The organism is Delftia sp. 60 (genome assembly GCF_002754395.1).
Lineage (GTDB): Bacteria > Pseudomonadota > Gammaproteobacteria > Burkholderiales > Burkholderiaceae_C > Comamonas > Comamonas acidovorans.
In genome coordinates this window covers 4443341-4457088 of record NZ_PEFD01000001.1, presented here as the reverse complement: position 1 = coordinate 4457088, position 13748 = coordinate 4443341, and the positions used below count along the sequence as shown (strand labels likewise).

Sequence of the window (13748 nt, the reverse complement as noted above, 5' to 3'; positions counted from 1 at the left end):
CCAGTCAACGAGGGGGATTACTTGGCAGCGACCGACTTGCTGCCGTCCTTGTGCCATTCGAACACCTGGAAGTCGAAGGACTTCAGGTCGCCCTGCTTGTTCCAGCCCACCGAGCCCAGAACGGTCTCGAAGTTGGACTTGTGCAGGTGGTCAGCCACCTTGGCGGGGCTGTCGCCCACGGCCTTGATGCTGTCCAGCAGCACTTGCGTGGCGGCAAATGCGGTCAGCTGGAAGGCGCCCGAGGGATTGCGCTTCTTGTCCTTGAAGGCCTTGACCACGGCGGCGTTCTTGGGGTTGGCCGAGAAGTCTGCGGGCAGGGTCACCAGCATGCCTTCGACGGCGTTGCCGGCGATGGCATTGACTTCGGGGTTGCCCACGCCTTCGGGGCCCATCATGCGGACCTTCAGGCCCTGCTCGGAAGCCTGGCGCAGCAGCAGGCCCATTTCAGGGTGGTAGCCACCGTAGTAGACGAAGTCCACACCGGCGCTCTTGAGCTTGGTGATGACGGCGGAGTAGTCGCTGTCGCCGGCGTTGATGCCTTCGAACAGGGCCACTTCCACGCCGGCCTTCTTCAGGTCGTCACGCACGGAGGAGGCAATGCCCTGGCCATACGACTGCTTGTCGTGCAGCACGGCAACCTTCTTGGGCTTGGCCTTGTCCAGGATGAACTTGGCGGCGGCCGGGCCCTGCTGGTCATCGCGGCCGATGGTGCGGAAGATGAAGTGGTAGTTCTTGCCGTCGGTCAGCGCCGGGGAAGTGGCCGAGGGGGTCACGACGACCACGCCTTCGTTGTTGTAGATCGGGGCGGCGGCAATCGATGCGCCCGAGCAGACGGGGCCGATCACGTAGCCGATCTTGGCGTTGACCACGCGGTTGGCGGCCACGGGGCCTTGCTTGGGTTCGCAGGCGTCATCGACGGACACCAGCTCGATCTTCTTGCCATTGACGCCGCCAGCCGCATTGGCCATTTCCACGGCGGTGTTCACGCCTTCCTTGACCATGTCGCCGTACTGCGTCAGCGGGCCGGTGGTGGGAACCACCATGGCGATCTTGATTTGCGCATGCGCTGTGGAGAACAAGGCGGCACCAGCCAAACCCAGGGCGGCGACGACGGTGTGCATGCGGAACGGAATGCTCATGAGTACTTCCTTCAACTTTGGGTAAAGCGTTCTGAAAAACGCGGTGGCTCCTGTAGGGGCGATCCGCGCAAAGAAGCACAGATTAATCTCCTGGTTACCAATGGCAACAGGGTATCCCGGGGCTGGCGCGCATGCAGGCTTTTCGCTAAGGGCTGGATGCCATCGCAGGCCGCTTGTCAACGCCGGTTTTGGGCGACGAAAACGCCTGATGCCGACGGTGCACCCGGACGGTGCTGCATGAAACCAATATGACCGACTGCAAGAAGGGGAAACACGTACACGGAATGTTGCATTGCAGCAACGCACCAGAGGGCGCCGGTTTGCGTGTTTCTGCGGTGGATCAAAACGGCACGGCGGATTCGAAACGCAGCGTTTGGCCCGACAGGGGATGGGCCAGCTCCAGCTGGTGCGCATGCAGCAGCAGGCGCGGCGACAGGGCCTGCACGGCGGCATCGGCGTAGAGCGCATCGCCCAGGATGGGATGGCCCAGCGCCGCCATGTGCACGCGCAACTGGTGGGTGCGGCCCGTCACGGGCTGCAACTGCACCCGCGTGGTGGGTGTGCCCTGGCCTTCGGTGGCTGCGGGCATGGCGCGCCACAGAGTCTGGCTGGGCTTGCCCTGCAGGGCGTCGATGATGCGCAGGGGGCGCCGCTCCCAGTCGGCGGCTATCGGCAGGTCGATGCTTTGCCAGGCGTCGGCCTGCTGCGCGGCAGGGCGGCCGGCGACCACGGCCACATAGCGCTTGTGCACGCGGCGCTGCGCAAAGGCTTCGCTCAGGAGGCGCTGGCTGGCCAGGCTGCGCGCCATGACCACCAGGCCCGAGGTGGCCTGGTCCAGCCGGTGCACGACCAGCGCATCGGGCCAGCGCTGCAAGGCGCGGCCGCTCAGGCAGTCCTGCTTGTCGGGACCGCGCCCGGGCACGCACAGCAGGCCGGAGGGCTTGTCCAGCACCAGCAGCTCGGCGTCCTCGTACAGGCAGGAGACACCTGCATTGGTATCTGCATCTGCATCGGCATCGGCAGCAGTACCAGCACCGATGCACTCCTGCGGCGTTTCAGTGTTCAAGCCGCTCACCGTTCATTGAGGAGCCTGTGCACGGTGGCGCACAGCTCCTCCACGTCATTGGGCTTGTGCACCAGGGCCCTGGCGCCAGCGGCCATGGCGGCCTGCTCGATCTCGGCGGTGATGTAGCCCGAGGCCAGGGCGATGGGCAGCAGGGGCTGGATGGACAGCGCCTCGTACACCAGGTCGATGCCGCTGTAGCCGGGCATGTTGTAGTCGGTGACCAGCAGGTCGTAGTCCTGGGGGGCGGCGCGCAGCGCCTCGGTGGCCTCGTGCGGATCGGTGAAGCCGCTGACCTGGTAGCCACGACGGCGCAGCAGGCGCTGCACGAGGAAGACCAGGGCCTGGTCGTCGTCCACGTACATCACATGCTGCTGTGCGGCCTGCGGGTCGGGCAGCAGGGCGAACTGCGGGCCGGTCGGGGTTTCTGCGGCTGCCAGCGGCTCCGGCAGGCTGGGCGGCGTTTCGGCTGCGGGCGCCTGGGGTGGTGCGTGCTCGGCGGGCGCCAGGGCGTCGGCCGGGGGAAAGTACAGCGTGAAGCGGCTGCCTTGCCCTGGAATGCTGTACACGTCCACGGCGCCGCCGTGGTTGCGCATGACGCCGTGCACCACGGGCAGGCCCAGGCCCGTTCCCTGGCCCACGGGCTTGGTGGTGAAGAAGGGCTCGAAGATGCGCTGCAGCGTGCGCGCATCCATGCCGGGGCCGTTGTCCTGCACCGACAGCGCCACGTAGCTGACGGGCGGCAGGCCCAGGCGCTCGCACAGGCGCTGGTCGGGGCGCACCAGGTCGGCGTCCATCTGGATCAGGCCGCGCCGCTCACCCAGGGCGTGCATGGCGTTGGTGCACAGGTTGAACAGGGCCTGCTCCACCTGCATGGCGTCGGCCAGCATGGGGGGCAGCTGCGGCGGCACATGCACCTGCAGCTCCACGGCGGGCGGCAGGGTCACGCGCAGCAGCCGCGCCGTGTCGCCCATGACTTCGCGCGCCTGCACGGGCTTGCGCTGTGGCGGCTCGTTGCGGCTGAAGGTCAGGATCTGGCGCACCAGGTCGCGCGCGCGGCGGCCGGCCTTTTCGATCTCCTGCAGGCTTTCGATGGCCGCGGCATTGCCGCCGCAGTCGGCCTTGGCCAGCTCCACGTTGCCCAGGATGGCGCCCACGATGTTGTTGAAGTCGTGCGCAATGCCTCCGGCCATGGTGCCCAGGGCCTGCATCTTGTGCGATTCGCGCAGCTGGTCTTCCAGTTCGTTGCGCTGGGCCTCGGCCTTCTTGCGGCTGGTGAGGTCGCGCGCGAACACGGTGGTGGTCTCGCCGCCGCTGTGGTGCTCGAAGGAGACACTGACCTCGACCGGAATCTCGCGGCCGCTGGCCGTGCGCGCCGTCATCTCGCCCAGCACGGCCTGCGTGGTCAGCGGTGCAAAGGACAGGGCCTGTGCCGCATCGGGCAGGAAACGCTCCAGCGGGCTGCCCAGCGCGTCGTGCGGCGGGCACAGGAACAGGGCGGCTGCCGTGGGATTGAAGACGGTGATGCGCTGGTCCGAGTCCAGGCAGATGATGGCGTCCAGCGCCGAGTTGATGACCGATTCCAGCCGCCGCTCGCTCAGGAACAGCTGGTGGTTGCGCTGCTGCAGCGCCAGGCGCTCGGCCAGCAGCGGGCCCTGGTCCACCACGGCGCACAGGTACTGGGCAATGGGCGGGCCGCTTTGCTGGGGGATGGCGATGCAGGCCACGTGCAGGTCGGCGCGCAGCTGGTGCTGCTCGGTGATCTCGAAGCAGACCTCGTGGGCCTCGGTGCGGCCCAGCTCGCGTGCGGCGGAGAAGGTCTCGCGCACGCGCTCGGCGTCGTCCGGGTGCACGAAGGGCGCGAAATTGACCAGCAGCCGGTCATGCTCGGAGGGCTGGAAGGCGCTGTGCGCCATGGCGTTGGCCTGCACCACCATGTCGTGCTCGTCCACCACCAGCAGGGGCAGGGGAATGCTGGCGAACAGGGCCTCGAAGCGCTCGGAGGCGCTTTCGGCCACGGCCTGGCTGTAGTCCAGCACGCGGTTCTGGATTTCCAGTTCGCGCTGGTAGTTGCGCAGCTCGGCCACCAGGGCCTGCAGCGGGTCGTCTTCGGGCTGGAAGAGGGGGAAGCGTTCGACGGGGGGCAGGTCGGCGCCGGGCGCCAGCAGCGCATGCAGGGGCAGGTGCTCGTCGTCGCGAGGCGGATCGGAATGGTCTGGGCTGCTCATCGCGGGCTGGCGCTGGGGAAAGCGGCACATGCCGCACAAATCCTGGTGGCCCGCGCCCGGCGTCCGGCAGATTACCGGAGCCCGGCGCGGGCAGGGCCGCAGTGTACGCGCGCCAGGCGGGGCGCCACAAGCGCCCCTTTCGGTGGCAGGTGCTTCAGCTCAGGTAAGCGTCCACGGGGATGCAGCTGCAGTACAGGTTGCGGTCGCCGTAGACGTTGTCCACGCGGCCCACCGGGCACCAGTACTTGGACTGGCGCAGGGCGGCCACCGGGTAGGCAGCGGCCTCGCGGCTGTAGGGGTGGGCCCATTCCGAGGCCAGCAGCGTCTCGGCCGTGTGCGGCGCGTTCTTGAGCGGGTTGTCGTCCTGGGGCAGGCGGCCCTGCTCGATGGCGCGGATTTCCTCGCGGATGGCGATCATCGCGTCCACGAAGCGGTCCAGCTCGTACAGGCTTTCGCTTTCGGTGGGCTCCACCATCAGCGTGTTGGGCACGGGGAAGGACAGCGTGGGCGCATGGAAGCCGTAGTCGATCAGGCGCTTGGCCACGTCCTCGGCCATGACGCCCGTGCTTTCCTTGAACTGGCGCAGGTCCAGGATGCACTCGTGCGCCACATGGCCGTGCTCGCCCGCGTACAGCGTCGGGTAGTGGTCGCGCAGCCGGGCGCTGATGTAGTTGGCGCTGAGGATGGCGGTCTCGGTGGCCAGGGTCAGGCCCTGGGCGCCCATCATGCGGATGTACATCCAGCTGATGGGCAGCACGGCCGCATTGCCCAGCGGTGCGGCACTGATCGCACCCGTGCCGCCCGCAAGGCCCGCCGTGGCATGGCCGGGCAGGAACGGAACGAGGTCCTCGACCACGCAGACGGGGCCCACGCCTGGGCCGCCGCCGCCGTGCGGAATGCAGAAGGTCTTGTGCAGGTTCAGATGGCTGACATCGCCGCCGAAGCTGCCCGGCGCGGCCAGGCCCACCAGGGCGTTCATGTTGGCGCCGTCCACGTAGACGCGCCCGCCGTGGTCATGCACCAGCTTGCACAGCTCCTTGACCTGGGTCTCGAACACGCCGTGCGTGCTGGGGTAGGTGATCATGATGCAGGCCAGGTTGGCACTGTGCTGCTCGCACTTGGCCGCCAGGTCCGCCATGTCGACGTTGCCGTTGGCATCGCAGGCGGTGACCACCACCTGCATGCCCACCATCTGCGCGCTGGCGGGGTTGGTGCCGTGGGCGCTGCTGGGAATCAGGCAGACGTTGCGGTGCGACTGGCCCCGGCTCGCATGCCAGCCCTTGATGGCCAGCAGGCCCGCGTACTCGCCCTGGCTGCCGGCATTGGGCTGCAGGCTGATGCCGGCGTAGCCCGTGGCCTGGCACAGCCAGTCGCGCAGCTGCTTGTCCAGTTCCGCATAGCCTTGCTGCTGGTCGGCCGGGGCAAAGGGGTGCACCTGGGCGAACTCGGGCCAGGTGATGGGAATCATCTCGCTGGTGGCGTTGAGCTTCATGGTGCAGGAGCCCAGCGGGATCATGCTGCGGTCCAGCGCCAGGTCCTTGTCCGACAGCTGGCGGATGTAGCGCAGCATGGCGGTCTCGGAGCGGTGGGTGTTGAACACCGGGTGCGTGAGGAAATCGCTGCTGCGGCGCAGGCCGTCAGGGATCAGCGGCTCCACGCCCTTTTCGAAGGCGGCGAAGCTGGGCAGGGCCTGGCCGTCCCGGGCGAAGATCTTCCACAGCAGCTCGACATCGGCGCGCGTGGTGGTCTCGTCCAGCGAGATGCACAGGTATTCCTTGAAATACACGCGCAGGTTGGCGCCCAGGGACACGGCACGCTCCACGATGGCCTGGGTGGCCGCACCCGTGTGCAGGCTCAGCGTGTCGAAGCTGGGCACCTCGCGCAGCGGCGCGCCCAGCTCGGCCAGGCCGCGCGCCAGGATGGCCGTGTACGAGGCCACGCGGCGGGCGATGCGCTCCAGGCCCTCGGGACCGTGGTAAACGGCGTACATGCTGGCCACGACGGCGGGCAGCACCTGGGCCGTGCAGATGTTGGAGGTGGCCTTTTCGCGGCGGATGTGTTGCTCGCGCGTCTGCAGTGCCAGGCGGTAGGCGGGCTTGCCATGCACGTCCACGCTCACGCCGACCAGGCGGCCGGGCAGGGAGCGCTTGAACTCGTCGCGGCAGGCCATGAAGGCAGCGTGCGGGCCGCCCGCGCCCATGGGCATGCCAAAGCGCTGGGTGGTGCCCACCACGATGTCGGCACCCCATTCGCCGGGCGGCGTGATCAGGGTCAGCGCCAGCAGGTCGGTGGCCACGATGAAGGCGGCCTGCTTGCAATGGGCCTTGTCCACGTCGGCGCGCAGATCGTCGATGCGGCCGCTTGTGGCGGGGTACTGGGCCAGCACGGCGAAGTAGTCGCCCTCCATCAGCTGGTTCCATTCTTCCAGCGAGTTGGCCAGCAGCACCTCGATGCCCAGCGGCGCGGCGCGCGTCTGGATGACTTCGATGGTCTGCGGGTGGGCATCGCCGGCCACCACGAAACGGTTGCTCTTGTTCTTGACGGAGCGCTTGGCCAGCGTCATGGCCTCGGCGGCCGCCGTGGCCTCGTCCAGCATGGAGGCGTTGGCAATCGGCATGGCCGTCAGGTCGCAGACCATGGTCTGGAAGTTGACCAGGGCCTCCATGCGGCCTTGCGAGATCTCGGCCTGGTAGGGCGTGTAGGCCGTGTACCAGGCGGGGTTCTCCAGAATGTTGCGCAGGATGACGCCGGGCGTGTGCGTGCCGTAGTAGCCCTGGCCGATGAAGCTTTTGAGCAGCTGGTTGCGGCCTGCCAGCGCCTTGAGCTCGGCCAGCGCCTGTGCCTCGGTGGCCGCTGGCGGCAGCGCCATGGGCTGGTGGCGCCGGATGGAGGGCGGGACGATGGCGTCGATCAGCGCATCGCGCGATGCCGCGCCAATGGCGCTGAGCATGTGGGCCTCGTCTTCGGGCGCAATGCCGATATGGCGGGCCACGAATTCGGTGGCGTTCTCGAGGGCGGCAAGGGGCTGGGTGGAGGACATCAGCATGGAGGGACCTGTCTCAAAAGCTGAAAAGCGCCAGGGCGGGCCCTGGCGCCCGTCCTGGCCGGAAAGTGGCGTCAGTTGCTCTGTGCGAAGGCCGTGTAGGCGGCTTCGTCGAGCAGCGCGGCCAGCTGGCCTGCGTCGCTGAGCTTGACCTTGAAGAACCAGCCTTCGCCCAGCGGGTCGCTGTTGGCCAGGGAGGGGTCGTCGCGCAGGGCTTCGTTGACTTCGACGATCTCGCCGCTGACGGGCATGTAGACATCGGCGGCGGCCTTGACGGACTCGACCACGCCGGCCACATCGCCCTGGTTGAAGCTGGTGCCCACGGCGGGCAGATCGACGAACACCACGTCGCCCAGCGCATCCTGCGCGTGGAGGGTGATGCCGACGATGGCCGCGTCAGGGTTGGCGGCGTTGATCCATTCGTGGTCCTTGGAATACTGGATGCTCATGGCTTGCTCCGATAGAAACTGAAAAAGAAACCTGTGAAAGGCGGTTTGAGAAAGGTCAGTGCGCACTGTAGCGGCATGCGATGGCAGGAAAAACGAATCCGCCGAACTCGATCCACGCCAAGCGCGCAGGCTGTCCTCAACCGCGGTGATAGCGGGGCGCCAAGAAGGGCGTGGCCTGCACCTGCATGGGCACGGCCTTGCCGCGCACCATGGCCTGCAGCGTGGTGCCGATGGCGGCGCTGCCCGGCTCCACATAGGCCAGTGCCACGGGCTGGTTCAGCGTGGGCGACAGCAGGCCGCTGGTGACCTGGCCGACCTTGCGGCCGCTGGCATCCAGCAGCTCCGTGCCTTCGCGCACGGGTACGCGCTCCAGGGCCACCAGGCCCACGCGCTTGCGCGTGAGCAGCTCGGGCGACTGCAGCTGGGCCAGCACGGTGGCCGCGCCGGGAAAGCCGCCTTCGCGCTCGCCACCAATGCGGCGGACCTTCTGCACGGCCCAGTTCAGGGCGGCCTCGGCCGGGGTGGTGGTCGTGTCCAGATCGTTGCCGTACAGGCACAGGCCGGCTTCCAGGCGCAGCGAATTGCGCGCGCCCAGGCCCACGGGCCTGACTTCGGGCTGGGCCAGCAGGGCACGGGCAAAGGCTTCGGCGTGGCTGGCGGGCAAGGAGATCTCGAAGCCGTCCTCGCCGGTATAGCCGCTGCGCGTGATGTACAGCTCGGCGCCTTCCCAGTCGAAGTAGCCGCCCGTCATGAACACCAGCCCGGCCGTGTCGGGCAGCAGGCGCTCCATGGCGGCTGCTGCCTGCGGGCCCTGCAGCGCCAGCAGGCCCCGGTCGAACTGGGGCTCGATTTCACAGCGCTGGCCGATGCGGGCTTCTATGTGCGCCAGGTCTTCGTGCTTGCAGGCGCCGTTGACGATCAGGAACAGGTCTTCCTCGCGGCGAACGAACATCAGGTCGTCCAGAATGCCGCCCGCGTCGTTGAGCAGCAGGCCGTAGCGCTGGCGGTGTTCGCCCAGGCCCAGCACGTCCATGGGCAGCAGCGATTCCAGCGCCGCGCCGGCATCCGGGCCGCGCAGGCTGATCTGGCCCATGTGCGAGACATCGAACAGGCCTGCCGCCTCGCGGGTGTGCAGGTGCTCGGCCATCAGCCCCTGCGGGTATTGCACGGGCATGGAGTAGCCGGCAAACGGCACCATGCGCGCGCCCAGTTCCTGGTGCAGGTCGAACAGCGGGGTCTTGAGCAGATCGGTGGTGGAGGCAGCGGTCAAGGAGGGACTCTCTTTTCGGCAAGGGGCAAGGCACAACGCCATCCCGGAATCCCGGGATGTCCTGCCCTGCTGTCCGCTTTACCTGAGAGATTCACCCGCACCTTCCATGCGTGGGGCTTGCTCCTTCGGTGGATGGGGCACACCGCCGTGCCCTGCATCTCTCTCCAGCTAGGAACGCCTGCGGCCGTGGCGGCAGGCGGTGCCAGTCCTTTTGCCTGAGCGTTCGGGACGAACCCTGCGCCTTCGGCGGTGCCGCTGCCTGTGACCATTGCGGCCGGGCGGGCACTCTCTCCTGACCGGCGCATTCTAGCTGCGGCCAGCGTCCGCGCGGCTTCGGGATTTCCGCGGGCCGGCCGCAACTCCATGCGCTTGCCTGCATGGATGCATTTGCAAATCGCATAACTGTCTAAAAAATCTCCTACATTGAGATGCATCGATATATGAAATCTCGTGAGCGAGAAGGAAGAAGCGCACATGCAGCAGACGCTGGGAGACACATTGGCCTGGCCGGCACGTTACCTGCCGAACAAGGAAGCCCTGGTCGCTTGGGAGGGCGGCGAGCGCCGCGCCTGGACCTACGCCCAGCTCGATGCCGAAGTCAACCGCCACGCCCACGGCCTGGCCGAGCTGGGCATAGGCCATGGCGACGTGGTCGCGGCCTTTCTCTACAACACGCCGGCCTTTGTCTTCACCATGCTGGCGGCCGCGCGCCTGGGCGCCATCTTCAACCCCATCAACTACCGGCTGGCGGCGCAGGAGCTGGCCTTCATCCTCAAGGACGGCGCAGCGCGCGCCCTGGTGTTCGAGCACGAGGGCGGCGAGGTGGCCGCACGCGCCCAGGCCCTGCTCAAGGCCGAAGGCGGGGGTGGCACTGGCGCAGGCACCGAGCACTGGATCTTTGCCGACGATGCCCCGGCCGACCCGCTGCCGATCTGGGCCACGCAGCGCCTGTCCGCCCTGGCCAGGGGCCGCAGCAGCGCGCCGCCCCATGCCCATGTGCGCGAGAGCGACCCCTGCATCCTCATGTACACCAGCGGCACCACGGGCCGGCCCAAGGGCGTGCTGCATACGCACCGCAGCAAGCTGGCGCACAACGCCCTCATGCACCAGACCATGCAGTTCACGCGCGACGACGTGGGCCTGGCCATGGCGCCGCTCAACCACACGGCCGAGCTGCACACCAGCTTTTTGCCGCGCCTGCAGGCCGGTGCCACCCAGGTGCTGCTGCGCCGCTTTGACGTGACCGAGGCCTGGCGCCTGATCCGCGAAGAGCGCGTGAGCTTCTTCTTCGCGGCGCCCACCATGGTCACCATGCTGCTGGCCGACCCCATTGCCTCGCCTGAGCAGGCGCCCGCGCTGCGGCTGGTGGAGTACGGCGGCGCCTCCATGGCGCCGCACCTGATCCGCGAATGGACGCGCAAGGTCGGCAGCGACCTGGTCCAGGTCTACGGCACCACCGAGATGGGGCCCTGCATGTCCATCCTCCTGCCGCGCGAGCAACTCTCGCACGCGGGCTCGGCGGGACTGCCCTCCATGGGCCATGACCTCATCGTGGCCCGCCTGCGCGAAGACAACGCCCCCACCGATCCGGCCGAGGCCTGCCTGCCAGGCGAGGTGGGCGAAATCCTGGTGCGCGGCCCCTGCATGATGGCCGGCTACCTCAACCGCTCCGACGCCAACACCCGCGCCCTGGCGCACGGCTGGTACCACACGGGCGACCTGGGCCACATCGACGACGACGGCTACCTCTGGATCCGCGACCGCATCGACTACATGATCAATTCGGGTGCCGAGAACGTCTATCCGCGCGAAGTGGAAGACGCGCTGGTCGAGCATGCCGACGTGCTCGAAGTCGCCGTCATCGGCGAGGCCGACGAGCGCTGGGGCCAGATCGTCGCCGCCCACGTGGTCGCCAAGCCTGGTGCCACGCCCACGGCCGAGGCGCTGGACGCCTTCCTGGTCCACGGCGACCGCCTGGCTGCCTACAAGCGCCCGCGCCGCTACCACTTCCGCCAGGCCCTGCCCAAGACGGCCAGCGGGAAGATACAGAAGCAGTTGCTGCGGGTGGTGGACTGAGAAGGCTTCGATCCAGCATGCTGACTGCATGACGATGCGCGGTCCGGCCCTACCCCTTCATCGGACTCATCCGAAAGCAGCCTTTCCTTAGGAAATTTTGAATTGAAGCGGTTACTTTGCATTACATTTGCTTCCTTCAAATAATCTTCGGGGAGAGAGAGAAATGATCGCGTCTTACGTTCGCGCCTTGGCAATCTGCGCGGTGACGGTTCTGGCTACGGGATGTGCCCAACTGAAAGCTCCGCCTTACGGGGCAGACTACGCAGCGCTGGAGCAATTGAAGGCGGCCAAGCCGGGATCCGCCAATGTTCTGAAGGTGGAGCCGACAGATCCTGCTGCTCCGGTCAACAACCTCTCCTTGCGTGGAACGCCTCTTAATTCGGCGAGCGGCACCTTTTCCAAGTATCTGGAAGAGGCGCTGGTTCAGGACTTGAAGGAGATCTCCGCCTACGATCCCCAGTCGCACACCCAGATTGACGCGAAGATTCTTGCCAACGATATCGATATTCGCGGTTTCAGCACGGGCTCGGGTGTGATGGAGATTGAGCTTCGGGTCTTGCGCAGCGGAGAGCAGCGGCTCAAGAAGACCTACAAGGCAGAGACTAGCTTCGAGTCCAGCTTCATGGGCGCTGTAGCCATTCCTGCAGGACAGGCTGCCTATCCTCAGCTTGTTCGGGAATTGCTGCGCAAGGTGTACGCCGATCCTCAATTCCTTGCCGCGTTGGCTCCCTGACGGCTTCACAGTGAGTCGCCGAGGATAAAACCATGCGCTTTTTTTCCGCAATCATTCGAGCGGTTCTGGCATCCGTCACTTTGGCAACGTTGGTGGGATGTGCCCATCCCATCAACATCGGTGGCGATACACGACCTGAGCGTATCGAGTCGGAGTTGATCCAGAAGAAGGTTGCCTACGCCATCAGCGAGACTCAGCGAAATACCGCCTTCGTTTCACCTGCGGGAGGGGGGACAGTGTTAGATACTTCCCTTATCGCGACCTCGAAAAAACAATTCGGGACGCATTGCGCTCTGTTTACCAGGATGTGACGCTGATTGCAGCGCCAAGCGATACGCAGGCCGTAGAGGCGGCCCGTGCGGCCTTGATTTTCATCCCCGAGATCAAAACCGATTCGGGATCGCCATCGGCGCTTACGTGGCCCCCGACCTACTTCGTTACAGAGATCGCGTGTGTGGTCACTGATGCCAACGGCAACGAAATTGGAAGAGTGAAGGCTTCTGCGCGGGGCGAAGCGGAGTTCAGCGAGTTTCTGGATGACTTCGGCTTGGCCGCCAAGCGTGCAGCCACGCAAGTAGCTCAGCAGTTGAGCAGTGAAATTCGCAAGAACGAAAAGCTGCGTTAAGGCGGCCGCGGCTGTTCGAGGCCACGGGGCTGCCTTCAAGCTTTCGCTCCAATGCCAGCCTGTCCACATGCAGGCTGGCATTTTTCATGGCCGGTTCGGTGCCGGTAGAAGTCGGCTCAGACATCAGCGACTACTGTACGGTACGACAACTCCTGGCTACCGCCTGCCGCAGCCACCGATGCATGGCATCCCCCTGCTTGCGCACATGCCAGGCCTGCTGGTAGGCGAACTCGGGCAGTTCCAGCGGAGGAGCGAAACGGCGCAGCGTTTTGTGGCGGCGCAGGTCGCCAATGGCGCGGCTGCCCACGGTCAGCACGAGGTCGGTGCCTGCCAGCACCTCCAGCGCCGCGCTCCAGTGGGGCAGGGCCAGCACCACGCGGCGGCTCAGGCCTTGGGCGGCCAGCGCCTTCTCGATTTCTTCGCTGGCGTCGGGCCGCATGGCCAGCATGACGTGCGGGCGCTGCAGCCAGTCCTGCAGTGACAGCCCGCCGCGTGCAGGCAGCACGGCCTGGTCGGCCACGCTCACGAACTGTTCCTGGAACAGATCCTGCACCTCGATGCCTTCGGGCAGGTCGGGTGCGTCGGGGAAGGGCCCCAGGGCCAGGTCCAGTTCGCCATCGGCCAGCTGGGCCAGCATCACCTCGCGCGTGGACTGGCTGATGGCCAGGTCCAGCCCGGGTGCGTGCTGGCGCAGATGCCGCATCAGCGGCGGCAGCACGATGCGCGATGCGTAGTCCGACAGCGCCAGCCGCAGCCGTCCGCGTGCGTGGGCCGGGTCGAACTCCGCCTGTGCCAGCAAGCCGTTGAGGCTGCCCAGCGCATCCGCCAGCGGTTGCACCAGGCCTTGCGCGCGTGCCGTCAGCGCCATGCGGCCACCGCGCCGCACCAGCAACGGGTCGCCCAGATGCTCGCGCAGCTGCGCCAGCGAATGGCTCATGGCCGGCTGGCTCTTGTGCAGGCGCAGGGCCGCGCGCGTCACATGTTTTTCGGCCAGCAGGGCGTGCAGGGCCAGCAGCAGGTTGAGGTCGATCCGGCGCAGTTCATCCATGCCATGAATATAGACCGTGCACACAAACGATTTCCATCAACAAGCTGGATGCGAGAGCATGCAGGCATCGATTG

The 13748-nt window shown here is 66.8% G+C and carries 11 protein-coding genes and 2 riboswitches; of the genes, 4 read left to right on the top strand and 7 right to left on the bottom strand.

Annotated features, from left to right (window positions below; translation table 11 throughout):
* Window positions 1–17: 17 nt before the first annotated feature.
* The 6 genes from CLV01_RS20210 to gcvT all read right to left on the bottom strand — a co-directional run bounded on the left by CLV01_RS20210 (window position 18) and on the right by gcvT (window position 9192).
* Complete coding sequence (locus CLV01_RS20210; protein WP_012206134.1) at window positions 18–1139, bottom strand: branched-chain amino acid ABC transporter substrate-binding protein; 1122 nt, start codon at window positions 1137–1139, stop codon at window positions 18–20.
* A gap of 340 nt (window positions 1140–1479) precedes the next feature.
* Window positions 1480–2178 carry an RluA family pseudouridine synthase gene (locus CLV01_RS20205; protein WP_099735089.1) on the bottom strand — a complete coding sequence of 233 codons (699 nt, stop codon included), beginning with the start codon at window positions 2176–2178 and terminating at the stop codon, window positions 1480–1482.
* Window positions 2179–2210: 32 nt separating this feature from the next.
* A complete protein-coding gene (locus tag CLV01_RS20200) occupies window positions 2211–4430 on the bottom strand; it encodes a PAS domain-containing hybrid sensor histidine kinase/response regulator (protein WP_097205113.1) in 2220 nt (739 codons plus the stop codon).
* Window positions 4431–4584: 154 nt separating this feature from the next.
* Window positions 4585–7476, bottom strand: coding sequence for an aminomethyl-transferring glycine dehydrogenase (gene gcvP, locus CLV01_RS20195; protein ID WP_099733372.1), 2892 nt, complete (start codon window positions 7474–7476; stop codon window positions 4585–4587).
* A 71-nt stretch (window positions 7477–7547) separates the two neighbouring features.
* Window positions 7548–7922, bottom strand: coding sequence for a glycine cleavage system protein GcvH (gcvH, locus tag CLV01_RS20190; RefSeq protein ID WP_012206130.1), 375 nt, complete (start codon window positions 7920–7922; stop codon window positions 7548–7550).
* Between the two features lie 136 nt (window positions 7923–8058).
* Window positions 8059–9192, bottom strand: coding sequence for a glycine cleavage system aminomethyltransferase GcvT (gene gcvT, locus CLV01_RS20185; RefSeq protein ID WP_441306980.1), 1134 nt, complete (start codon window positions 9190–9192; stop codon window positions 8059–8061).
* A 59-nt stretch (window positions 9193–9251) separates the two neighbouring features.
* Window positions 9252–9370: riboswitch (glycine riboswitch) on the bottom strand.
* 15 nt (window positions 9371–9385) lie between these two features.
* Window positions 9386–9497: riboswitch (glycine riboswitch) on the bottom strand.
* A gap of 169 nt (window positions 9498–9666) precedes the next feature.
* Between gcvT and CLV01_RS20180 the strand changes: the two genes are divergently transcribed.
* The 4 genes from CLV01_RS20180 (at window position 9667) to CLV01_RS29710 (ending at window position 12626) form a co-directional block, all read left to right on the top strand.
* Window positions 9667–11268 (top strand): fatty acid--CoA ligase, encoded by a 1602-nt coding sequence (locus CLV01_RS20180; RefSeq protein ID WP_099735090.1) that lies wholly within the window; start codon window positions 9667–9669, stop codon window positions 11266–11268.
* Window positions 11269–11431: 163 nt separating this feature from the next.
* Complete coding sequence (locus CLV01_RS20175; protein ID WP_097202085.1) at window positions 11432–12001, top strand: hypothetical protein; 570 nt, start codon at window positions 11432–11434, stop codon at window positions 11999–12001.
* A 32-nt stretch (window positions 12002–12033) separates the two neighbouring features.
* Window positions 12034–12312, top strand: coding sequence for a hypothetical protein (locus CLV01_RS29715; RefSeq protein ID WP_257221422.1), 279 nt, complete (start codon window positions 12034–12036; stop codon window positions 12310–12312).
* Window positions 12309–12626, top strand: coding sequence for a hypothetical protein (locus CLV01_RS29710; protein ID WP_257221420.1), 318 nt, complete (start codon window positions 12309–12311; stop codon window positions 12624–12626). Before CLV01_RS29715 ends, CLV01_RS29710 begins: the two co-directional genes overlap by 4 nt.
* A 130-nt stretch (window positions 12627–12756) precedes the next feature.
* Here CLV01_RS29710 and CLV01_RS20165 read toward each other — a convergent pair whose 3' ends face one another.
* Window positions 12757–13674 carry a LysR family transcriptional regulator gene (locus CLV01_RS20165; RefSeq protein ID WP_099733375.1) on the bottom strand — a complete coding sequence of 306 codons (918 nt, stop codon included), beginning with the start codon at window positions 13672–13674 and terminating at the stop codon, window positions 12757–12759.
* Window positions 13675–13748 lie beyond the last annotated feature (74 nt).